The organism is Mesorhizobium sp. W050, from assembly GCF_054719535.1.
Genome location: NZ_JBTTIH010000001.1, coordinates 2,798,271 through 2,819,629, shown reverse-complemented (window position 1 = coordinate 2,819,629; position 21,359 = coordinate 2,798,271). Strand labels below are relative to the sequence as shown.

Below are 21,359 nucleotides of genomic sequence, written 5' to 3'. Positions count from 1 at the left end.
GATCAGCGCTGGAGGAGCATCTGTTCCTCCCCGCCGCAGTCAACGCCACCAGCAAAGCAGCCAGATGAAGCGTTCCGTCCCCTTCGAGATATTCCGCTACGCCGCGATCTTCGCGGCGATGGCGGTGACGCTGGTACCGATCCTGTGGATGGTGTCGATGGCCTTCAAGCCGATCGCCGAATGGTCGGCGACCGGCGCCGACCTGACATGGTGGCCGAAGAACCCGACGCTCGGCAATTTCCAGTTCGTCTTCGGTGAATCCAACAACAATCTGATCGTGGCGCTCGACCGCACCGCGCTGAAGCCGATCCTGTCGTCGCTGCTGTCGGCGGTGTTCGGCACGGCGATCGCAATGTCGGCGGGCACGGCTGCGGCCTACGGGCTGTCGCGTTTCGGCTCAGGCCAGAACCTGCCGCTGGCGCTGATCCAGCTCAGGCTGTTTCCGCCGATGGCGGTGATGATCCCGGTGATGATCATGTGGGCCTTTCTCAACTTCACCGACAGCTGGTTTGGCCTGGCGCTGATCTACGGCATCGTCACCCTGCCATTCGCTTTCTGGCTCATGAAGACCTTCTTCGACGACATGCCGCGCGAGATCGAGGAAGCGGCGCTTGTCGAAGGTTGTTCGCGGCTGCGCGTCTTCACACGCATCACGCTGCCGATGATGCGCGCACCGCTAGCCAGCGCCGCCCTCTTCGTCTTCATCCTCAACTGGTCGGACTATCTGATCGCGCTGCTTCTGACGACGCGTGAATGGGTGACGATCCCCGTCTACATGGCCTCGCTGTCCTCCTCGATGACCGGGCAGCTCTATGGCGCCAAGGCCGCGCTCGGTCTTATCGCCGCGGTGCCGCCGGTCATCATGGGCATCGCCATCCAGCGCCATCTGGTGCGCGGACTGACGTTCGGCGCGCTCAAGCAATGAGCGCGGTGACCGTGACTGTCTCAAAGGACGCAAAGGCCGCGCTTGGCAAGCCCGCGCTGCGGGACGAGGGAGCGCGGCTGGGATTCCGGCTGACGCTGCCGGCGCAGGTTTTGGTGCTCTTCATCTCCGTCTTCCCGCTGCTGATGCAGCTCTACATCAGCGTCACCGACTGGTCGCCGCTCTCCGGCCTCGGCTGGTGGAACGCATGGGAGATGTGGAACAGCTTCGCCAACTACACCGACCTTGCCGCCGATGCGCGCTTCTGGAGCGCGCTGAGGCGCACGGCCATCGTCATGGTCGTGTGCGTGCCCGTCGAATTCCTGCTTGGCCTGGCATTGGCGACGCTGTTCGCGGACGATTTTCCGGGCAAGCGGATCTTCTATTCGATCCTGCTGATGCCGATGATGGTGGTTCCAGCGGTGGCCGGCTACATGTTCTTCATGCTGTTCCAGTCGGGCGGGCCGCTGAACGACATCCTGTCGGCACTCAGCGGTTCCCGCGTCACCATCGCCTGGCTGTCTGACCCCACACTGGCGCTGATCGCGGTGATCATCGCCGATATCTGGCAATGGACGCCGCTGATGTTCCTGATCCTGCTTGCCGGCCTGGTCGGCGTGCCGCAGGACCAGATCAAGGCGGCGACCCTGCTCGGCGCCAACCCGTGGCAGCGCTTCGTCACCATCGTGCTGCCGAAGATTAAGACGATCATCATCATCGCGCTGGCGATCCGCGTCATCGAGAACTTCAAGATCTTCGACACGCTCTACATCATGACCGGCGGCGGCCCCGGCGTCGCCACGGAGACGATCTCCGTCTACATCTACAAGGTCACGACGCAGGACCTGATCTGGGGCTATGTGGCGGCGATCGCGCTGGCCATCCTGGTCGTGCTTTCGATCGTGGCCGTATTCGCCATGAAGCGCATGGCGCGGGCAAGGCTGGTGCCGGCATGAGCGCGATCCAGCTGCGCAACCTGGTCAAGACCTTTGGCGAGTTCACGGCGCTGAAGACCATGGATCTCGATGTCGCCGATGGCGAGTTCATGGCGCTGCTCGGGCCTTCGGGCTGCGGCAAGTCGACGACGATGAACATGATCGCCGGCATGGAAGAGCCGACCAGCGGCAAGATCCTGTTTGGCGAGCGCGACATGGCCGGCGTGCCCATGGGCCGCCGCGGCGTCGGCTTCGTTTTCCAGAACTACGCCATCTTCACCCACATGACGGTGCGCCAGAACCTTGCCTATGGGCCGCGGATGCGCGGTGCGGCGAAAGCTGAGATCGACCGCCGCGTCGGCGCCACCGCCGAGCTGCTGCAGTTGACGCCGCTGCTCGACCGCAAGGCCGACCGGCTCTCGGTCAACATCCTGCAGCGGGTGGCGATCGGGCGCTCTGCAATCATGGAGCCGGCGATCTTTCTGCTCGACGAGCCGCTGTCCAATGTCGACGCCGCCTTCCGGGCGGTGATGCGGACCGAGCTCAAGCAGCTGCAGCGCCAGTTCAGGCAGACGATGGTCTACGTCACCCATGACCAGCTTGAGGCCATGACCATGGCCGACCGCATTGCCGTCATGGATCACGGCGTGCTGCAGCAGGTGGGAACGCCTCTGGAAGTCTACAACAATCCGGCCAACGTCTTCGTCGCACGCTTCATTGGCGCCCCAGGCATGAACCTGCTGAAGGGAAGGCCGACGGAGAGCGATCGGGGTCTGGTGGTCGATCTCGGGCCGCTGGGGGTCACGCCGACGCTGCCGGACGAGCTGGCCGCCACCTTGCGCGGATCGCGCTCCGAGGTGCTTTACGGCTTTCGGCCCGAACAGGTGTCGCTGGTGCAGAGCGGGCACGGCCTCGCCATGCCGGTGAGCTTCGTCGAGCGGATCGGCGCGAGGACCATCGTCCATCTCGGCGATGGCGAGACCGCCGTGAAGGCGGTGTTCGACAATAATGTCGGACTGTCGATCGGCGAGCTTGCCGTCGTCGCCCCCGTGGCATCGTCCGTGCGTGTCTTCGATGCCCGCAGCGGCATTGCGATGAAGGCAGGTTGACATGGCCGATATCGTCTTTCGCAATGTCAGCAAGCGCTACGGCACGGCGCTCGCCGTCGACGACGCCTCGTTCACCGTCAATGACAACGAATTCTTCTGCTTCTTCGGGCCGCCGCTGGCGGGCAAATCGACAATCCTGCGCCTCGTGCTCGGGCTGGAGACGCCTGACGCCGGAGAGATCCTGATCGGCGGCAAACCGGTCAACACCGTCTCGCCGGCCGAGCGCAATGTCGCCATGGTGTTCCAGAACCTGGCGCTGTTCCCCCATATGAGCGCGCGCGACAATGTGCGTTTCCCGCTGGTCGAGCGCAAGGTCGCCGAGGCCCAGATCGAAAAGCGTGTCGCCGACGTCGCCGCCAAGCTGCATATCGGCCACATCCTTCACAAGCCGCCGGCGCAGCTTTCCGGTGGCGAGCGGCAACGCGTGGCCATAGCCCGCGCCCTGGTGCGCGACCCGAACGCCTATCTGATGGACGACCCGATCTCTGCGCTCGATGCGCGGCTGCGCGAGGAAACGCGCGTCGAGCTCAAGCGCATCCAGCGCGAACTCGGCAAGACGCTGATCTACGTCACCCATGACCAGGAAGAGGCGATGTCGATCGCCGACCGCATCGCCATTCTGGAGAATGGCAGGATCCGGCAGATCGGCGCTCCGGCGGAGATCTACGACCGCCCGGCGAACACCTATGTGGCGCGACTGCTTGGTTCGCCGATGATGAACATCCTCAAATCCGTTCGCGGCGACGGTGGCATCGAGGCCGCAGAAGGCACGGTCAGCATCGCCGATCGCGCTGCTCCGGCCGACGCGATCGAAATCGGGCTGAGGCCGGAGGACATCCAGGTCCGGCCCTGGGTCGACGGGGGCGTTGGCCGCCCGGCACGCGTGTTCGAGGTCGAGCCGCTTGGCGGCTACACGGTGGTAACGCTCGCCGCCGGAGAGGCGCGGCTGAAGGCGCTGCTGCGCGGCCAGCCCGACATCAGGCCGGATGCGGCGGTAGCGATATCCTGCGAGCCGGCCCGGGTGCATTATTTCGGGCAGGACGGAGGCGCGTTGGCGAGATGATCGCGGCTGCGAAAACAGAATTGCGGGAGGAAGACATGGCGAGCGAAGGCTTCGAGCCGGACGTGAAGGTCCGCACGAAAGAATACCGTATCGGCTGCATCGGCGCCGGCATGATCATGGCCGAGTGCCATCTGGCAGCCTATCGCGAAGCGGGGTTCAACGTGATGGCGATCGCCTCGCGGACCCGTTCCAATGCGCAGAAGGTCGCCACGCGTTGGGACATCCCGACCGTGCACGACACGCCGGAACAGCTGATCGAGGATTCTGAGGTCGAGATCGTCGACCTTGCCTTTCCGCCCGACCAGCAGCCGGCGCTGATCCGCCATGCGCTGAAGCAGAGCCACGTCAAGGCGATCCTGGCGCAGAAGCCACTGGCGCTGTCGGTCGATGAAGCCGTGAAGCTGCGCGACGAAGCATCAAAGTCCGGCAAGATCCTCTCGGTCAACCAGAACATGCGCTACGACCAGTCGATGCGCGTTCTGAAGCAGATCATCGACAGCGGCGCGCTGGGCGACATCGTCTTCGCGCAGATCGACATGCATGCCATCCCGCACTGGCAGACTTTCCTTCAGGACTACGACCGGCTGACGCTCGCCAATATGAGCGTGCATCATCTCGACGTGCTGCGCTTTCTGTTCGGCGATCCCTCGGAAATCACCACGCTGACACGCAAGGACCCGCGCACGACATTCGAGCATAGCGACGGCATCACCGTCTCGACGCTGCGCTTTCCCTCCGGCGTGCTCGCCGTGTCGCTGGAGGATGTCTGGTGCGGACCGCGCCAGGAGGGCTATCTGGACGACCAGCACATCAACTGGCGCGTCGACGGCACCAAGGGTGTCGCCAAAGGCACGATCGGCTGGCCGAAAGGCGCTGCCTCGACGCTGACCTATGCCTCGACCGAGACGACCGGCGGCGAATGGGTCAGCCCGAGCTGGGACACGATGTGGTTCCCGCATGCCTTCATCGGCGTGATGGAGCAATTGCAGCATGCGGTGAAGACAGGCGCGCCGCCGGCATTATCGGTGGCCGACAACGTCAAGACGATGGCGCTGGTCGAGGCCGGCTATCGCTCGATCGACGAGGGCCGCACGGTCAAGCTTTCCGAGATATCGATAAACTCAGTCAACTGAATCGCTTACAGGGAGGAATTCACATCATGATGCAGGCAGGTATTTTCACCGGCTATTTCCCGTACGGCCTCGAAGAGACGGCGAAGAAGATCCGCGGGCTCGGTTTCAACACGGTGCAGCTCGACCTGCATTTTAGGGATATCGATCTGTCGGCCGGGCAGATCACTGAGGAAAAGGCCAAGCAGGTGCGCGACGTCTTCCGCGACAACAACCTGCCGATCTGCTGCGTGTCGGGCTACACCAACATCATCCATCCCGACAAATCCGAGCGCGACAAGCGCGTCGGCTATCTCAAGGAGATCATTCGCAACGCCCGCAGCTTCGGCTCGCCCTACGTGATCTCCGAGACCGGTACCTACAACACCGAATCCGACTGGGTGCATCACCCGAAGAACAAGACCGAGGAAGGATTCGAGGAATGCCGCAAGGTGATCGCCGAGCTTGCCCAGACCGCCTATGACCATGGCGCGGTCTTCCTCCTCGAGACCTACGTCAACAACGTCGTTGGCTCGGTCGAGGAGACGGTGAAGATGTTCGCCCAGGTCGACCATCCCGGCCTCGGCCTGCTGATGGATCCGACCAACTATTTCGAAACCCACAACATCGACAGGATGGACCAGATCCTGAACCAGGTGTTCGATACGCTGACCGACAAGATCAAGATCGCGCATGCCAAGGACGTCAAGCGTTCGGGCAGCGACAAGTCGGAAAAGCATGCCGACATCGGCGACGAGGATGCGATGGAGAGCCACACCTTCCGCGGCGTCGGCGAGATCGAGCTGCCGGCGCCCGGGCTGGGATCGCTGAATTACGATCTCTATCTGCAGCGGCTGGCGGAAAAGCACCCAAACATCCCGGTCATCATCGAGCATCTCTCGGAAGACGACGTGCCGCGCGCGAAGAAATTCCTCGACGGGAAGTTCCGCGCCAACGGCCTGTGAGCGCCGGTTGCGCCGCCGGCGCATGGCGGCGCAACTCCAACCAAGGGAGGAATGAATGTTGAAATTCGCATTGAAAGTGGCTGCCGCGGCAACGCTGGTGGCCGGGGTCTCCTTGAGCCTGCCGGCATTCGCGCAGGACGGCCAGAAGACCTTCTATCTGCTGTCGCATGGTGGCCCTTCGGACGCGTTCTGGATCGACTGGAATGCCGGCGCGACCAAGGCCTGCGACCAGCTCAAGGTGACCTGCAAGATCTCGTTCAGCGGCGGCGACATGGCGGCGCAGAAGGAGGCTTTCAACTCGGCGCTCGCCGCCAAGCCGGACGGCATCGCCACCACCTCGGCTCAGCCCGGCCTGTGGACGGAGGAGGTGAAGGCCGCCAAGGCCGCCGGCATACCGATCGTGTTCTTCAACACCGACGATCCGGCGACCGGGCGGCAGGCCTATGTCGGGGCCGACCTCAGGGAAGCGGGCGTCATCTGGGCCAAGTATCTCGTCGACCACAAGATGGTGAAGCAGGGCGACAAGGTGTTCCTGCCAGTCGAAGTGCCGGGCGCCAGCTACCAGCAGCTGGAGACCGAGGGCATCGCCAGCGTCTTCGATCCGCTCGGCATCAAGTACGACGTGGTCGATTGCGGCACCGACCCGGCCGGCATCATCGCCAAGATGACCGACTACATGGTCGCCAACAATCCGCCGGCAATCATTGCACTCGGCGATTCCGTGGCAGCAAGCATCAAACGCGTCTTCGACGGGGCCGGTGTGTCGGCCGGCAAGGTCCCGGTCGTCGGCTGGGGCAACTCAAAGGAGACGGCCGAGGCGGTCAAGTCCGGCTTCGTCAATGCTGCGGCCTGGCAGTACCCGTCGGCGCAGGGCTTCATGCCGGTGGCGCTGCTCGGGCTTGCGGCCTCTGGCGAGCCGATCGGCTACGACATTCACACATTCAGCCTCTACGACGCCTCGAGCGTCGAGCCGATCCTGAAACTCTACAACAAGTGACGACAATCGGCGCCCGCCCCGAAATGGCGGGCGCCGGACGAAACGCATGGTCCTGACAGATATGGCAATCACAGCAGACGACGACACGCAGCGAGCGAAGGGCAGGTCTGCGCTGCTGCGTTCGCCGCAATTCTCCTCGCTCATCATCCTCATCGTGCTGCTCGTGGTGTTCGCCATCGCCGACGGCAACTTCCTGTCGCCGCTCAACATATCCAACATGATGGCGTTCCTGCCCGAGCTCGGCATCATCGCTCTCGGCATGACGCTGCTGCTGACGGCGGGCGAGTTCGATCTGTCGGTCGGCGCCGTGTTCGGCCTTGCGCCCGTCGTGGTGATGCTGCTGGTGCAGAATGGCGGTATCGACATCGGCGTCGCCCTCCTGGCCGGGCTTGTGCTGTGCATCGCGATCGGCGCCATCAACGGGCTGATCGTCACCAAGATCGGCATTTCCTCGTTCCTGGTCACGCTGTCGATGCTGCTCGTCGTGCGCGGCGCGGCGCTCTACATCACGCAGGGATTCCCCCTGAAGTCGTGGGACCAGCCCGGCTTCTTCGTCACGCTGCTTGCCGGCAGCTTCAATGTAGGCTCGTTCCGGTTCTACACCTCGCTCTGGTGGTTCATCGGCCTGTCGCTGCTGGCGATTTACATCCTGCGCTACGCGAAGCTCGGCAACTGGATCAGCGCCATCGGCAGCAACCGCAACGCAGCGGTGGCGCGCGGCGTGCCGGCCGACGCGGTCAAGATCTGGCTGTTCATCCTGACCTCGGTGGTGGCCGGGCTGGCCGGCATGATCAGCGCGTTCCGGATTTCGGCCGCCTCGCCGGTGGCCGGCACCGGCTACGAACTCGAAGTGATCGCCATGGTGGTGGTCGGCGGCACGGCGCTCACCGGCGGGCGCGGCACCATCCTCGGCACCATCGTCGGCGCGCTGATGCTGCGCGCCATCCGCAACGGCATCGTGCTGATCGGTGTGCCGGGCTTGGCATACAACATCTTCGTCGGCGTCATCATCCTCGCCATGCTCATCCTGCACGCTTTGCTGCAGAAGAACGCCGCAAGGAGCTGAGGATGGAAGTGCTGCGTCTGCAAGACCTGCAAAAGTCCTTCGGCAACGTGCGTGCGCTGAAGAACGCCTCGTTCACCCTCAACGAAGGCGAGGTGGTTGCCCTGCTTGGCGACAATGGCGCCGGCAAGTCGACGCTGATCAAAGCGATCTCCGGCGTCTTCCCGGCCGACCACGGCGACATCTTCGTGCGCGGCGAGAAGGCGTCGATCCGCTCGACGCGCGACGCGATGGACCTCGGCATCGAGACTATCCATCAGGACACATCGCTCGCGCCGGACCTCAGCATCGCGCGCAATCTTTTCTTGGGTCGGGAGCCGGTCAATTTCGGCTGGCTCGGCGTGTTCGCGCCCCTCGACCTCGCCAAGTTTCGCAACGCCGCCTCGGCGCTGCTGAAGCGGGTCGGCATTTCGAAAAAGCTCGATGCAGATGCGCTGGTGAGCACGCTCTCGGGCGGTGAGCGGCAATCGATCGCGATCTCGCGCGCCATGCAGTTCGCCGCCAAGGTGATCATACTCGACGAGCCGACCAACAATCTTGGCGTCGAGGAAACCCACGGCGTGCTGCGCTTCGTCAAGGAGGTGCGCGACGCCGGCCACTCGGTGCTGCTCATCACCCACAACATCCACCACGTGTTCCAGGTCGCCGACCGCATCATCGTCATGCGCCGCGGCGAAATCGTCGCGGAACAAACGGTCGCCGACACCGACCTGTTGACGGTGGAAAGCATCATCACCGGCGCCGACATGTCGGCCTTGCTCAAGGAGGCGAGGGCAAAGTGAAGGACGTCGCATGGTAGAGCTTTACGGCAAGACGCTGTCGCGAAGGCAGGTGGTCGAGCGGTCCGGCATGCTGTCGCAGTTCGCCGGCGTGCGACTGATGACGCTCGGCGACGGCGTGGAGCGCGGCATCCGGATGCTCGAGTTCCGCACCGGCTCCGGCCTGCGCTTCACGGCGCTGGTCGACCGGGCGCTCGATATCGCCGATTGCGACTTCCGGGGCCAGGCGATCGGCTGGCATTCGCCGAGCGGCTTTCGCCACCCCGGACTGCACGAGCATGAAGGGGAGGACGGCTTCGCCTTTGGCCGGTCGTTCTCGGGGTTGCTCGTCACCTGCGGCCTCGACCATATACTGGGCCGGGAAGACGTGCCGGCCGAAAGCTACAATTATCCGGGGCGCAAGCGGGTATTGCATTCGCTGCATGGCCGCATCGGCACCGTGCCGGCGCGGCTGACCGGCTACGGCGAGGCCTGGGACGGCGACCGGTGCGTGCTGTGGGCGGAAGGCATTGTCCAGCAGGCAACCGTGTTCGGCGAGGATCTCCAGTTGCTGCGCCGCATCGAGGCCGATGTCGGCGGCAGCGAGATCCGCCTGTCGGACCGCGTCGTCAATCACGGTTTCAGCCGCACGCCGCATATGTATTTCTATCACGTCAACGTCAGCCATCCCTTGCTCGACGAGGGTTCGCGCTACCTGGCGCCGATCCGGGATGTCGTCTGGGCGGCGCACGCCGGCGAACGCTACGAGGCGCAGAAGGTCGGCTACCGAACCGTGCCGGCGCCGCAGCTCGGATTCAGCGAGCAGGTCTGGGAGCACGAGCTTGGCGCCGATGCGGCGGGCGAGGTGCCGGTGGCCGTCGTCAATGACCACCTGGGCCTCGGCTTCGAGGTCGTTACCCGCAAGGATCAGCTGCCCTGCACCTATCAGTGGCAGAACTTCCAGGCCGGCCTATATGCGTTGGGAATCGAACCCTCGACGCATCATGTTCTGGGCAATCTCGCCGCGCGCGAACGGGGCGAGATGATCTGGCTGGACCATGGCGAAAGCCGCTCCTATGACGCCGTGTTCCGGGTGCTCGACGGTGCCGGTCAGATCGCCCAAGCGGAAGCGAGGATAGGGTCGATCGCCCGGCAGCCGCAACAGGATTACCCTGCGCCGTCGGGCGCTTTTGCGAGACTGCAGGCGTGACCGGCTTGAAACACACGATCGGTTGCCGCGGCGGGCGGGAAGTGCGCCGGAATACGGAAGCAGGCGCGGCCCGGCCGACCCCAGGCGGCCCTTGCGGAGCGCAGGCGGGAAACGGAGATGACGATGACGGCAAGCAGGAAGCGCGACTACAGCCTGGTCGGTGAAAGCACCAAGCGCGCCATCGAGACCGGATTGGCTTCGGCCGAATGGTATCACACCGATGTCCCGCGCAAGGCGATCAAGGAGTTGATGCAACGCTCCGACGGGCCGGCGATCCGCGACACGATCATCTGGGTCGCGGCGATCCTGGTGTCGGCCGCCGGCATCGTATGGTTCTGGGGCACGTGGTGGGTGGTGCCGTTCCTGTTCGTCTATGGCGTGCTTTACGGCTCGTCGAGCGACTCGCGCTGGCACGAATGCGGCCACGGCACCGCGTTCCGGACGCGCTGGATGAACGATGTCGTCTACCAGATCTCAAGCTTCATGCTGATGCGCAACCCAGTGCAATGGCGCTGGAGCCATGCCCGCCATCACACCGATACCATCATCGTCGGCCGCGATGCCGAAATCGCCGTCATGCGCCCCCCAGATCTGCTGCGGGCGGCGCTCGCCTTCACCGGTATTCTCGATTTCCGCTATTCGCTGCCGACGCTGGTGCGCCAGGCGTTCGGCAAGCTGTCCGATGAAGAGAAGAGCTATATCCCCGAGATGGAGCAGCACAAGGCGGTGATCGCTGCGCGCTGGCATGTCGCCATCTATGCGGCGACAGTCGGGCTGGCGTTGTTCACGTGGTCACTGCTGCCGCTGGTGCTGATCGGCCTGCCGCGCCTCTATGGCAGCTGGCACATGGTGCTGACAGGGTTGCTGCAGCATATCGGCCTGGCCGACAATGTCGTCGACCACCGGCTGAACACGCGCACCGTCTACATGAACCCGGTCAGCCGCTTCATCTACTGGAACATGAATTACCATGTCGAACACCATATGTTCCCGATGGTGCCCTATCATGCGCTGCCAAGACTGCACGAGCTGATCAAGCACGACCTGCCGGTGCCGAACCCGTCGATGTGGCATGCCTATCGCGAGGTCTGGCCGGTGCTGCTTCGACAGCTGAAATATGAGGATTTTTATCTCGAGCGGAAATTGCCGCCGACAGCCAGACCCTATCGCGGCGAATTTCACCAGGTGGATATGTCGGCGGCCGCTGAATAGCGATAGCGAATTTTGCCGGAGCCGGAGATGGCTGACTGGATGAAGCGTGCGCGGTGGACGACATCTCGAAAGAGGATGTCATCTGCTTCGATCCTCGCGGCCGCAGCTTCGCGGTTTGCCGCTCGCCCAATGACGAGTTCTTCGCCACCGACGGATATTGTACGCATGAGAAGGCGCATGCGGCCGAAGGGCTGGTGATCGACGACGTCATCGAATGCCTTGAAGCATATTGGCCGCTTCAATTGCGGCCGGCCAGGCCAAGGGCGCGCCGGGTCTGCGTCAATCTCGCGATCTATCCGGTGAGAATCGAGGCCGGCAAGGTGATGCTCCAGATCTGACGCTTGGTAACCGGTCCAGCACCGCGTTTAGCAAAGCAGAGTGACGTTTTCATAGCCGAAAGAGACGGACCGTGGCCGATCTGCGCCATGAAGGCTAAGCCAGCTGACCATGCTGCGCGTGCTGGTCATTGAGTGGCCGAGGGGCGCCGAGCGGGCAGGGGTCGATCGTCTCGGTACCGCTGGAGCTGTGCTGAACCCTATATCGCGATGCGGCCCCCAGCCTGTTCACCGTGCGGGCTAGAATTTCTTCGAGATCGGCACCGCCGGCGGTTTTCTTAGTTGGGCTTTCCGCCTCTGATCGACGAGGTCCTGATTCACTGCTGCTTCTGCTGATCAGCTTTGAGGTGCTGATTGTGCGGTTTGATCTGGCAGCGTTGATACTGGGCGCCACCGCGATCGAAGCGGATGGACAGCGCCTACCGCAGCGGCAAAACGACCGCTGAGCAAGATCAGTGTGAGGGAAGGAGATGGAATTTATTGGTGCGCAGCAAGCGCGGCAAAGCTGCGCAGCTGATCGTGGCTGGAAAGCGTCGCTACAAAGGCGGTGCGTTTGTCAGTTTGGAAGCCGACACGCGTCCGGCAGGCGACGGCGATCTCGCTGGCTGACTGCGGCGCGGGATTATTGTTGAACGACGGCAGGAAGTAGGCTCGGTCCGCCGTGCGTCCAGGACTCGCGTTCGAGTGGATTATGGTTCGGGGTGACGATAGCCGATCTGCGCAGCCCCGAACCTCCAGCGCTTTCCGCATGTTGGGCAGGGGTAGAATTGTCACTTTCACGCTCGATCTGCTCCGCGTGTGCGTCAGGATGATGCTACACTCAAACTCTCGAAGGTTCATGATCCTCTTCGGTAGCGACGGATTCATGCCGTAAGCGAGCCGCCCCGGGAAACTGATTTCAATTCCTTCGCAGCCGCGGTCAACGAGGCGCGGTCATTCCCGGCGGCTTTGATGAGCTCCATCACCTGCTCAGGCGTGATGCCGTTCTGCTGGGCAAAATGCTCGACTTCGTTGCGTTCGTTGGACGAGACCCGGTTCCTGTCGCCAAAATCACGCTCGCTTTTGTTGTCCGTCATCATCTTCTCCTTCAACCTCAATTCGTCGGCCCGAACCGCCCGCTGGAGCAAAACTTCCGAAACCGCCGAACGCGGAGGCTGATCGAGCCTCGCTAGGGCTGCTGCAAGTAGACGAAAGCTCCAACTGGCGAAAGCTGGAGGGTTGTCGAATGCCGGGGTGAGGTCGGCGCACGCCGTGGCATCGCGTCGGCGACCTTCACCACCCGCCCAGAACACGGACGGGAGCAGCCTCGGAATGATTTGCCCGACCGCCAGGCAATGAAGATGGAACTACGCGACACCGAGTTCCTCGTCCTGTGGCATCAGCAGACGCTCTCGTGGATGTCTTACCCGGCATTCTCGCCGGAGTGATCGAAGTGGATGGCGAGGCCAAAGGCGAGCGCTCGCTCGGCGATCATATTGACAAGATGGCTTTCGCCGATCGACAGCGCCGGAAGGGCCTCTTTCAACGCCTCGAGAGCATGCCGTGTCGACAAAAGACCCCGCCGCTTGCGGCTGCTCACATATTGATCGATCAGGCACTCCAGTGGCATCTGCCTGCCTCCGCTTCGGACAGGATCTCGTAGCGTGGCTGCGGAGCGACAGCATTCACATTGGTTAAGAGACGGCGGCGAACGCCATCATGCATGCCGCCAACAGACGGCGGTGGGGCTGATTTACGCCGGGTTGGAGCGCTATCCTAGGGTAAGCATGGCGCGACCGTCGCGCCGGGTTCGGACATTTCGATGCTACTGCTCCGGTACCGCGGAGGTTTGTGGATGGTTGCGTGCCGCCTCGGCGATTTCCGGAATGAACTTCGTCGCGGTGCAGCTTCGGTTTACATTGGCGCGGGCGGTAAATACCTCTTGCCCGCAGACTTGCGAAGCGAGCGCGATCGGCACATGCACCGCTAGTGGTAACTCGGTCTCAGCCACTCCTAGATGTCTTGCAACCTGTTGCTTCACCTCCGGCCGGCCGAGCGAGACGTCAACGCCGACATCATCCTTGGCGGTCGGCGACGATCCTTGCGCCGGCAGACGATCGTGCTTGCCTGTTTGCGATGAGTCGCCGGATTGTTGAGCCGGCTGACTTGTCTGCGCAGATGCCTGGGCGCCCAAAATCAGCGAGGCCCCCAGCCCCAAAAAAGCCCGGAGCCCCAAAGACACAATCCGAAGTCCGAATGTGCTCATTGTCATGTTCCTCACCGTGGGTTCAAACTTGGCGCCGCTCAGAGGTCGGTGTTGCTTCGGCCTCTTTCGAAGACAGGGATGTCTTCTTCATCCTCATCATTGTCACCGGTTGGTATGTCCTCGGCGTAGCTGCGGGTCAGTTCCTCGGTTTCGCTTAAGCCGTCCATCGTCTCATTGGCGCCTGCCCCTTCATCATGACGACCGGTAATTTCGCTGCGGGGCCTTGCGCCGATCGACTGGTCGACATCGTCGGCTCCCACGAAACCTGGCTCCGCGCCGTGCCTGTCTTCGTGGCCCACGGGGCTGTCCAACACGGCGGCATCCTCCGGGCGAATGGGTTCATCATTGGCGAAGTCACTTCGTCTCGAATGCGAGGTCTCGTTTTGCTTTGGCATGTCAGGTCTCCTGTTCGTTTGGCAACTTCGACGACGCTGGTGCTTGCACGCCGGACTACCTGAGCGACGCACCTTTAGAGTTGCTGCATCGACCACCGCTTAAAGGTTGCAGCGTCCCTGAGCGCGGAGGCAGTGTTGGCCACAGACTCCACAGCGCCGCGAAGAACCAACGCCGTGGCCAGATCCACTCAGCCCTGAGAACCGCTCTTGCTCAGTTGCTGGGCATGTTTGAAATGCTGCCGGATCACCGGCGCGGTCTTTTTCGCATGGGCCGCCAGATGTTTTGCCTGACCGTTTTCTGCATAGGAGGTCATCAGCGTCAGGGCTTCCTGGTGCGCTGCCACCTGGGCGTCGATATAGGCGTTATCGAACGCCCCGCTGCTGTCGTTGCTCAACGCTTCCAATTGGGCAGCATGCTTGCTTGTCATCTCCGGCGCCACTGCGACGTCGTCCTTCTTTGCCGCCGCAATGAGCCGCTTGGAAGAGGTCGTGTGGTCCTTGATCATCATGCGAGCGAATTCCTTCACTCGTGATGTCTTCGATTTCCGCAGTGCCAATTCACTCGACTGGATCTCGAACATATCTGAGCTCGCAGCTGCTTTGACAAATTCCTGCGGGGACGTCGTCGCGGTCTGAGCCATTGCCCCCGGGCTGATGAGACCGATGGCGATCGCAGCTAAAAGCGCTTTGACGAAATGCATGTTGTGCTCCTGCAATATTGCTTAACTGGCCCAACACGGCCGAGCTGCCGTTGTTCCCCTTTTGGTGACAATAAATACGGGGCGGCAGGCGTGGACCCCGGATGGCTCCGGCTCAGGGCTTTGATCATAGATCCGGCCGTAGCCAAGACCGGTGACTGCGCGGAGCTCAGCGCGGCCGTCGGCTTGGTGGGCAGCACGTTGTGCGACATTCAAATCTCCTAAAGAAATCGTCGGCCATCGTCGCGATGCTTCAGGCAGACCAGTGCGATTTTGCAGGGTTGCGCTGACGGGATTCTGATTCGGCCCGCCGGTCGGGTTCGTCAAGAGGAGCTAATATAGCATTGTATGTCAGATCGGCGGTATTAGCCGCTTACTGATCGTCGCATGGTCCATCTCTGAATCTTGTTGCACCGCACAATATTATTGACGATGGGGTGCTTAGGCAAGGATATTGAATGACAAGTAGAGGAATCACGTCCGAGTCAAAGTAAAATTCTATTATATCTTACTCTTGCCAATTACCAAGTAATGACCCAAGACGCATCTTTCGCTGGCCGTTAGCTTGTTTTTAAACTCTAATGCGTCACTATCGGGTCCGTAAATGCCCAAAAATGTCCCATCCTTTGAAGGGCAACAAGGAGGCGTACTATGGCAAGAATTTTTGAAATTCTTATGGGCAGTCTGACTGCCGGATCTGTTCTCGCAATTCTTTGCATGCCAGCGACAGCAGCTGGAATTAGTGTCGGAGGCGTCGGCGGGGTATCCGTCGGCAGCGGAGGAGCCAGCGCTAATGTGGGCGGCAACAGCGGCGCTACGGCTAGCGTGTCCCTAGGCGGTTCTGGGGCAAATGCCGCAGCCTCCGTCGGCGACACTGGCGGAGCGACTGCTTCCATCGGAACCGGCAGCGCCAATGTCGGTGTCGTCACCGGGGTTGGTACCGACGTAAATGTCGGCGTTGGAACCAATCCAGCCGCCAACCCCAGCAACCCGACCGCTTCGAGCAACCCGAATCTGGCTAGCGTTGTCGGCGATATGTCGAACGCTCAGGTCACTCGGATGAAGAAGCGCTGCGTCGAAGTGCTTAGCAACGAAGACACCTATGATCGTGACCTGCGCCGGCTCTGCCTGCTGATCTCGCGCCGCTAACCAGCGACCCCTTTCCGACCTGTCGGGGCTGTCGACTGACACTCTCCAGTTCCGACAGTGGAAGCCCGCCCGCCGAAAGGTTGGGCGGGCTTTTACAGTCAGCGTCCTTCCATCCGCAGCAGACAATCGCGCTTAGCATCAGCGACCTGGCCGAGCAAGCGATGGAAGACCGCGCGGACAAGCTGGGCATATCCTGCGCAGAGGAAGTCGGCAGCGTGTACGCGGCGATTCTCGGTGCTATCGTGCACCGCGATGCCGCTTGGCTGACTGACCGAGGCCGCGCTATATCGCGCCCGGCGGGCGTATTCAGTTCAGCGAGCCTCTGCCGGGGGAAGCCAAGACCATCTTTCACTTGCTCGACAAGGCCGGACTTGAAGGCAAGGTGTCGAAGCGCAAGGACAGCAAATACCGTCGACCAACTGGCTGAAGGCCAAGTGCTTTGCGAACGACGAGTTCGATCTGCTCGGCGTCGAGCGTGAAGCGGGCAAGCCGGCGTTCGCTGAGGATGACACAAATCGCCGTGCCTAAGAAAGATCAGGAGCGCGCCACCTACGCCTGGATGTACGGCGCCCAAGCGTGCAAGGATGGCAAGGAGCGTGAGGTGCCATTACTGGCAGGAACATGCCGACGGGTGGCTGCAGGGTTTTGACGGTGTGCCGATGGCTGGTTTTGGATAGACCAAGACCGTCAACGACGAGATGGAAGCCGAGGTCGACGAAGCCGCCGTCGAGCGGCCCGACGAATAGCCATTTTGCCATGTGCCGTATGTTCGTTTTTGATTGAAGAAAGGGTTTCGTTGGGCCTATAAAGATTCCGTTTACCATTGCCTTTTTGGGAGGATGCGATGGTTGCAACGCCCATAGATATCGCTCAAGCGGCCACTGCGACTACGGCCACCTTGCTGAAGTGGCAGAAGTCCATGGAGGAACGCGCCACGTTTCGCCAGAACATGGATCAATCGCGCAGGGCGATCCAAGCCTCACGCGATCTGCTGAAGCGCCTTCGTCAACGTCATCGCGACGACGATAGCGGCGCGGATGCGCTAAAGGATTAGCCGCCAGGGCAGATGTGAGACGGAGGTCCGGGAACGGATTGGGGCCACGTGCGGCACCTAATGTCGCGATGGTGATGGCCGATGATGTGCTTGAACAGGAGATTGCCCATCTCCTGCATTGCCGTCATATCCGGGTAAGCCGCTAAAACGGAGCCTTCACCACCGACGCTGCCGAGCAGCGGGATCAACACGAAGCTGTCATCCCGAAACTTGCTTATGGTGGTGATCGTGAAATCGTAGTCGGGATAGGCCTCATCAAGCAGGGCGCTGATCTCGGCGAGGAATTCAGGCGTCTCGAACTGTGCGCCGATCGGCGGCACCACAATCATGTCTTTGCATACTTGCATCTCGCGCCTTCCCAAGCCGTCTCATCGTGAGCGGCTGTTCCGCCAAGGTCAAATCACGTCTTCCCTGCCGATGATCTGGAGTCAGCAAAGTTATTCACACGTCGACAAGATGGTTAGAATTGTCGCGGTTCGGTTAAGACCTCGATCATGAGGCGTGGCGCATCGTGTTGTTGGGTCTACATATTGCCTTCCTGACCCTACCCGGTAGCTCAAGCCCGTTGCCCTAATTGGCAACGGGTTTTTTTACGTCTTCATCTGGCACAGTTGATCTAATGGTATGGAACCGCGACGACAACCAAGCAATTCTGCCTTAAGCGGTCGATTCCTCGGATGTAGCCGTGACTACGAAAACCCGCTGGTGCGCGCGCGGCGGGGTTTCTTGGCATCAAGACCCTACCCCGCCCTCAGGCCCGTTGCTTAATTGCGGCGGCCTTTACAGGTCCGGCGCCGCTATCTACTGCTGAATAGGTGGAGTCACGAGACCCGGAAAGGGCAACACGTTGCCGCCCGTCCCCCGCCGGCGGCGCAGTTCAATCTCGCGATAGACCAGGATGCCCATCACCATTTCCGCGCTGGCGATTTCCGATCTCGATGGCAACGACTTGAGCAATTGGTGCAGTTGTCGCGTTTCCATGGTCGCAATGTGGGCGGCAATGGCTTCGATGCTATCGCCCAAATTCGCCAGTAACCCTGCGGACATCTGCATTGCGCTACTCTACAGCCGGGAAAACGTGTTGAGATGCAGACGCGTCCTTTGGCCTTCCGCAAAGGCCAAAGCATAGGATTCGAGCTTGAATGATCGGGTGAGTTCCTGGTCTTCCTCGACCACGCGAACAAACCACTCGCCACAGGCTTCGCCAACTTCGACACAAGGGCGTGCTTTGCGAATTGGAATGATGTCAGCCAGGGCGTTGCCTCCCAGCAATCAGGCCAAACGGGATTGTAACGTCGTAAGCGGTCTTCAACAAGAAGAGTTTGGGCAGCAATACGAAACTGAGGTGTGGGCCACAAATGGCCGGCGCCATGGGTTGGGGAACCTGGGTGGGCACCGGCCAAGAGCGGACAGGTCCGCCGCGATGCATACATCGTCGATTGGTGCCGCGGTGGTAATGGTGTGATCGCGGAAGCTACGCTTTAGCCTTAGCCGCCGGCCTTGCCTTGCCCGTTACAGTTGCCGTGGGCTGCGGTGCCTTCCTACCCAGACCGATCGACTTCGCCATGGCAGACCGTGAGGCCGCATAGTTGGGAGCGACCATCGGATAAGTGGATGGCAAGTTCCACTTTGTTCGATACGCGTCAGGAGTGAGACCGAAATCCACGCGCAGATGTCGCCGAAGGGTTTTGAACCGCTTACCATCTTCAAGACAGATGATGTAATCGGGAAATACTGACTTCTTCGGATTTACCGCAGGCACTGGTTCTTCGGTCGCGGCAGCCACGCGATGGCCAATCCCAGACAGCGACGCGTGCACTGAGGCTATCAGGTCCGCCAAACCCGCGACCGGCACGGGATTGTTGCTGACGGTCATGGTGTGAGTCCTCGAATTTGAGAACGATCTATTATAGCTGCTGCCGCAGCTGCGCAACTCGAGGCCCGATGATGGGCCGCTTCCCTCGTAAGCACCAATCCTGTTGAGCCTGTGTTTGCCGATGGAGGAAAGGACCATCCGAAGCAGTGCCAGACTTATCACAGGTTAAGTCGGTCCGGTGTTTATGATATAAGGTCGGGCATCATTCGCGTTCTGCTGGCCGCGGGTGACTGAGAGACCATAGCGCTCCCGCCCAAACGGAGAGCCGACATGCTTTATCAAAGCCCATTAACCGCCAAGTTCCATCGTGCCTTCACCCTCACGTCAGGTGAGCGTCAAGCTCTCGACGCGGTAAGAATAAGGATCGTGGCGATTGGCGCAAACCAGAACTTGGTTCGGGAAGGCGACCAGCCGTCCCGGTGCATAATGGTCCTGGCTGGCTTAGCCAGCACCTCGAAGGTAACAGGAGACGGGAAGCGTCAGGTCACTGCTTATCATGTGCCTGGCGACATGCCCGATCTGTTGAGCCTGCACCTCGATCTGTTGGATAGCGACGTTCGAACGGTGAGCGCTTGCAGTGTTGGCTTCATAGATCACTCGGCTATACGGCTGCTCTGCGAACGCCACCCCAGGCTGGCGGCAAATCTTTGGCGAACGACACTGGTTGATGCATCGATTTTCCGCGAATGGGTGGTCAATGTCGGGAAGCGCCAAGCGCTTGGCCGAGTGGCCCACCTTCTCTGTGAAATCATGCTACGTATGGAAGACGCCGGACTCGCGTCCGATCAAACCTGCGCTTTTGCTGTGACTCAAGCTGACCTTGGCGAGGCGACAGGGCTGTCGGCAGTCCACATCAACCGCACGCTCAAGTCTCTTCGGGAGAAGCGCCTTACATCACTTGTGAATGGCCAATTGACCATCCATGATTGGGAAGGACTGGCCTTTCTTGCTGAGTTCCGGCACGATTACCTGCACTCAGCAAGGACCAATAAAACGGCCGAGTTCATGTCAATGCACTGATTGCTCCAGGGGAAAATCGCCAGAAATGCGGATTGGCTCCAAGGGTAGCCGGACCACTTGTTGGCCTTCGCTGACCATCAGCGGTGCGATCGCCCCCCAAACATGTTTTGCCATGGTGGCGCGGCGGAAATGATCAGCAGGTTGATACCAAGCCTGTCTGGCTTGCTTCTTTTTGATGCGGCAGGCGGGGCCGCCTTGCCCCAGGCCAAACGCAGGCCCCAAACGAAACCGGCCTCACTTGGTGCACGCTCCTTTTACCGCGCGGTCAATGCTTTGATGGCGCGTCGAAGCGTTAGCGCAAGGGGTTCACTTGCGCGCAGAGTGCATTCGAATGCTTCCGGCCCACACGGGCGTTGACTATCCGTATGGCCGTCTGGGTCGTGGAGGTTAACTGGGACGGGACACCTGCTCTCCTTGCCAGCCTTCGGAACGTTTCCTCGCAGCGTGCGCAGGAGGAACGTCGACGTCAATCCCAGAAGCTCGGAGCAATTGGCCGCCTCGCAGCCGGCATAGTTCACGATATCAACAATCTGATAGCAGCGTTCGACTCGGGCCTGCGGCTCCTGCAAAAGCAACTCGCCGAAAATCCCGGCGATCCGAAATCAGCCATCCTGATCGACGAACTGCTCAAACGAACACAGAACGGCGGGGCACTTACGCAGCAATTGCTTGCGTTTTCTCGGCGCCAGTCGCTTACGCCCGAAGGCATTGATCTGAACGGACGGATCGAACAGCTTTCGATGCTGCTGGAACGAACGCTCGGGAGTGCAATCAAAATTGAACGCAACTTGGACGCGGCGCTTGGCCCTGTTCTGGTCGACCCCAACCAGCTCGATGTCGCCATGCTCAATCTGGATGAACGCCAAGGACGCCATGGCCGGCGTGGGAACGCTCACAATCGAGACTAGCGATGTCCCTGACGACATCGACGACGTGCATTCACTGGCGGGTTCGTGCGTTCGTATGACCGTGCGCGATGCCGGTTGCGGCATGAACAAGGAGATTCTGGCGCAGGTCTTCGAGCCGTTCTTCACCAGGTTTATGGCTTCGTCCAACAATCCGGCGGGCACATTCGGATCGAGAGCGAAGCTGGTGAAGGAACAAGCGTCCATCTTTTTCTGCCGCGTGTGCAGAAGCAGTAACCAAGCTCTGCCGGGATCGCTTTGCATTGGGTATGGCGGAAGTGACGTGGCCAGTCCGCCAAAGCAATCCCGTAGAGCGACATAATGGGTGGTTAGCGGCCG

Annotated in this window: 25 protein-coding genes and 1 pseudogene; 18 read left to right on the top strand and 8 right to left on the bottom strand. The window is 61.2% G+C overall.

The annotated features are described in order from the left end of the window. Positions 1–64 precede the first annotated feature (64 nt). The 13 genes and pseudogenes from ACYG9Y_RS13650 (at position 65) to ACYG9Y_RS13590 (ending at position 12,287) form a co-directional block, all read left to right on the top strand. Complete coding sequence (locus ACYG9Y_RS13650; protein ID WP_023740297.1) at positions 65–925, top strand: carbohydrate ABC transporter permease; 861 nt, start codon at positions 65–67, stop codon at positions 923–925. Then, positions 922–1,878, top strand: coding sequence for a carbohydrate ABC transporter permease (locus ACYG9Y_RS13645; protein ID WP_023740298.1), 957 nt, complete (start codon positions 922–924; stop codon positions 1,876–1,878). Before ACYG9Y_RS13650 ends, ACYG9Y_RS13645 begins: the two co-directional genes overlap by 4 nt. Next, positions 1,875–2,966: an ABC transporter ATP-binding protein gene (locus ACYG9Y_RS13640; RefSeq protein ID WP_023740299.1), complete on the top strand. Its 1,092-nt coding sequence runs from the start codon at positions 1,875–1,877 to the stop codon at positions 2,964–2,966. The genes ACYG9Y_RS13645 and ACYG9Y_RS13640 overlap by 4 nt, the downstream gene beginning before the upstream one ends. Before the next feature lies 1 nt (position 2,967). Beyond that, positions 2,968–4,029 carry an ABC transporter ATP-binding protein gene (locus ACYG9Y_RS13635; protein ID WP_023740300.1) on the top strand — a complete coding sequence of 354 codons (1,062 nt, stop codon included), beginning with the start codon at positions 2,968–2,970 and terminating at the stop codon, positions 4,027–4,029. A gap of 35 nt (positions 4,030–4,064) precedes the next feature. Further along, the gene (locus ACYG9Y_RS13630) at positions 4,065–5,162 is read left to right on the top strand and encodes a Gfo/Idh/MocA family protein (protein WP_352459447.1); all 1,098 of its coding nucleotides are present in this window, start codon (positions 4,065–4,067) and stop codon (positions 5,160–5,162) included. 26 nt (positions 5,163–5,188) lie between these two features. After that, on the top strand, positions 5,189–6,103 hold the full coding sequence (locus ACYG9Y_RS13625; protein ID WP_023739479.1) for a sugar phosphate isomerase/epimerase family protein: 915 nt from the start codon (positions 5,189–5,191) through the stop codon (positions 6,101–6,103). Positions 6,104–6,158: 55 nt separating this feature from the next. After that, entirely contained in the window at positions 6,159–7,100 is a 942-nt protein-coding gene (locus ACYG9Y_RS13620) for a sugar ABC transporter substrate-binding protein (RefSeq protein ID WP_023689426.1), read from the top strand. A 61-nt stretch (positions 7,101–7,161) separates the two neighbouring features. Further along, the gene (locus ACYG9Y_RS13615; RefSeq protein WP_050586906.1) at positions 7,162–8,166 is read left to right on the top strand and encodes an ABC transporter permease; all 1,005 of its coding nucleotides are present in this window, start codon (positions 7,162–7,164) and stop codon (positions 8,164–8,166) included. Then, positions 8,163–8,945: an ATP-binding cassette domain-containing protein gene (locus ACYG9Y_RS13610; RefSeq protein ID WP_198018654.1), complete on the top strand. Its 783-nt coding sequence runs from the start codon at positions 8,163–8,165 to the stop codon at positions 8,943–8,945. The genes ACYG9Y_RS13615 and ACYG9Y_RS13610 overlap by 4 nt, the downstream gene beginning before the upstream one ends. Before the next feature lie 10 nt (positions 8,946–8,955). After that, on the top strand, positions 8,956–10,131 hold the full coding sequence (locus ACYG9Y_RS13605; RefSeq protein ID WP_023739477.1) for an aldose 1-epimerase family protein: 1,176 nt from the start codon (positions 8,956–8,958) through the stop codon (positions 10,129–10,131). Between the two features lie 117 nt (positions 10,132–10,248). Beyond that, entirely contained in the window at positions 10,249–11,343 is a 1,095-nt protein-coding gene (locus tag ACYG9Y_RS13600; RefSeq protein ID WP_023739476.1) for a fatty acid desaturase family protein, read from the top strand. 27 nt (positions 11,344–11,370) lie between these two features. After that, a pseudogene (locus ACYG9Y_RS13595) lies at positions 11,371–11,681 on the top strand (Rieske 2Fe-2S domain-containing protein). 405 nt (positions 11,682–12,086) lie between these two features. Continuing rightward, positions 12,087–12,287 (top strand): hypothetical protein, encoded by a 201-nt coding sequence (locus ACYG9Y_RS13590; protein WP_156929821.1) that lies wholly within the window; start codon positions 12,087–12,089, stop codon positions 12,285–12,287. A 254-nt stretch (positions 12,288–12,541) separates the two neighbouring features. On the opposite strand, the gene ACYG9Y_RS13585 is transcribed toward ACYG9Y_RS13590, so the two are convergent. The 5 genes from ACYG9Y_RS13585 to ACYG9Y_RS13565 form a co-directional block, all read right to left on the bottom strand. Beyond that, complete coding sequence (locus ACYG9Y_RS13585; protein ID WP_023739473.1) at positions 12,542–12,754, bottom strand: DUF3606 domain-containing protein; 213 nt, start codon at positions 12,752–12,754, stop codon at positions 12,542–12,544. A gap of 326 nt (positions 12,755–13,080) precedes the next feature. Beyond that, on the bottom strand, positions 13,081–13,287 hold the full coding sequence (locus ACYG9Y_RS13580; protein ID WP_023708917.1) for a hypothetical protein: 207 nt from the start codon (positions 13,285–13,287) through the stop codon (positions 13,081–13,083). 195 nt (positions 13,288–13,482) lie between these two features. Next, positions 13,483–13,923, bottom strand: coding sequence for a hypothetical protein (locus ACYG9Y_RS13575; protein ID WP_023749387.1), 441 nt, complete (start codon positions 13,921–13,923; stop codon positions 13,483–13,485). Positions 13,924–13,961: 38 nt separating this feature from the next. Beyond that, entirely contained in the window at positions 13,962–14,318 is a 357-nt protein-coding gene (locus ACYG9Y_RS13570; protein ID WP_023739471.1) for a hypothetical protein, read from the bottom strand. 188 nt (positions 14,319–14,506) lie between these two features. Further along, positions 14,507–15,019: a DUF4142 domain-containing protein gene (locus tag ACYG9Y_RS13565; RefSeq protein WP_023739470.1), complete on the bottom strand. Its 513-nt coding sequence runs from the start codon at positions 15,017–15,019 to the stop codon at positions 14,507–14,509. Positions 15,020–15,667: 648 nt separating this feature from the next. Here ACYG9Y_RS13565 and ACYG9Y_RS13560 point away from each other — a divergent pair. Both ACYG9Y_RS13560 and ACYG9Y_RS13555 read left to right on the top strand, forming a co-directional pair. Further along, positions 15,668–16,165, top strand: coding sequence for a hypothetical protein (locus ACYG9Y_RS13560; RefSeq protein ID WP_031253499.1), 498 nt, complete (start codon positions 15,668–15,670; stop codon positions 16,163–16,165). Between the two features lie 844 nt (positions 16,166–17,009). Beyond that, positions 17,010–17,219 (top strand): hypothetical protein, encoded by a 210-nt coding sequence (locus ACYG9Y_RS13555; RefSeq protein WP_023708908.1) that lies wholly within the window; start codon positions 17,010–17,012, stop codon positions 17,217–17,219. Here ACYG9Y_RS13555 and ACYG9Y_RS13550 read toward each other — a convergent pair. From ACYG9Y_RS13550 to ACYG9Y_RS13540, 3 genes are all read right to left on the bottom strand, one after another. Continuing rightward, positions 17,216–17,566, bottom strand: coding sequence for a hypothetical protein (locus ACYG9Y_RS13550; protein ID WP_156934016.1), 351 nt, complete (start codon positions 17,564–17,566; stop codon positions 17,216–17,218). The two genes, ACYG9Y_RS13555 and ACYG9Y_RS13550, sit on opposite strands and share 4 nt — an antisense overlap. A 454-nt stretch (positions 17,567–18,020) precedes the next feature. Further along, positions 18,021–18,272: a hypothetical protein gene (locus ACYG9Y_RS13545; RefSeq protein WP_023739468.1), complete on the bottom strand. Its 252-nt coding sequence runs from the start codon at positions 18,270–18,272 to the stop codon at positions 18,021–18,023. 421 nt (positions 18,273–18,693) lie between these two features. Next, the gene (locus ACYG9Y_RS13540) at positions 18,694–19,095 is read right to left on the bottom strand and encodes a Ros/MucR family transcriptional regulator (protein WP_084014356.1); all 402 of its coding nucleotides are present in this window, start codon (positions 19,093–19,095) and stop codon (positions 18,694–18,696) included. Between the two features lie 270 nt (positions 19,096–19,365). Here ACYG9Y_RS13540 and ACYG9Y_RS13535 point away from each other — a divergent pair, with 270 nt between their 5' ends. From ACYG9Y_RS13535 to ACYG9Y_RS13525, 3 genes are all read left to right on the top strand, one after another. Next, entirely contained in the window at positions 19,366–20,115 is a 750-nt protein-coding gene (locus tag ACYG9Y_RS13535; RefSeq protein WP_023708903.1) for a Crp/Fnr family transcriptional regulator, read from the top strand. A gap of 365 nt (positions 20,116–20,480) precedes the next feature. Beyond that, positions 20,481–21,023: a sensor histidine kinase gene (locus tag ACYG9Y_RS13530; RefSeq protein ID WP_084569776.1), complete on the top strand. Its 543-nt coding sequence runs from the start codon at positions 20,481–20,483 to the stop codon at positions 21,021–21,023. Continuing rightward, positions 20,971–21,342: an ATP-binding protein gene (locus ACYG9Y_RS13525; RefSeq protein ID WP_198018649.1), complete on the top strand. Its 372-nt coding sequence runs from the start codon at positions 20,971–20,973 to the stop codon at positions 21,340–21,342. Before ACYG9Y_RS13530 ends, ACYG9Y_RS13525 begins: the two co-directional genes overlap by 53 nt. Positions 21,343–21,359: the final 17 nt, after the last annotated feature.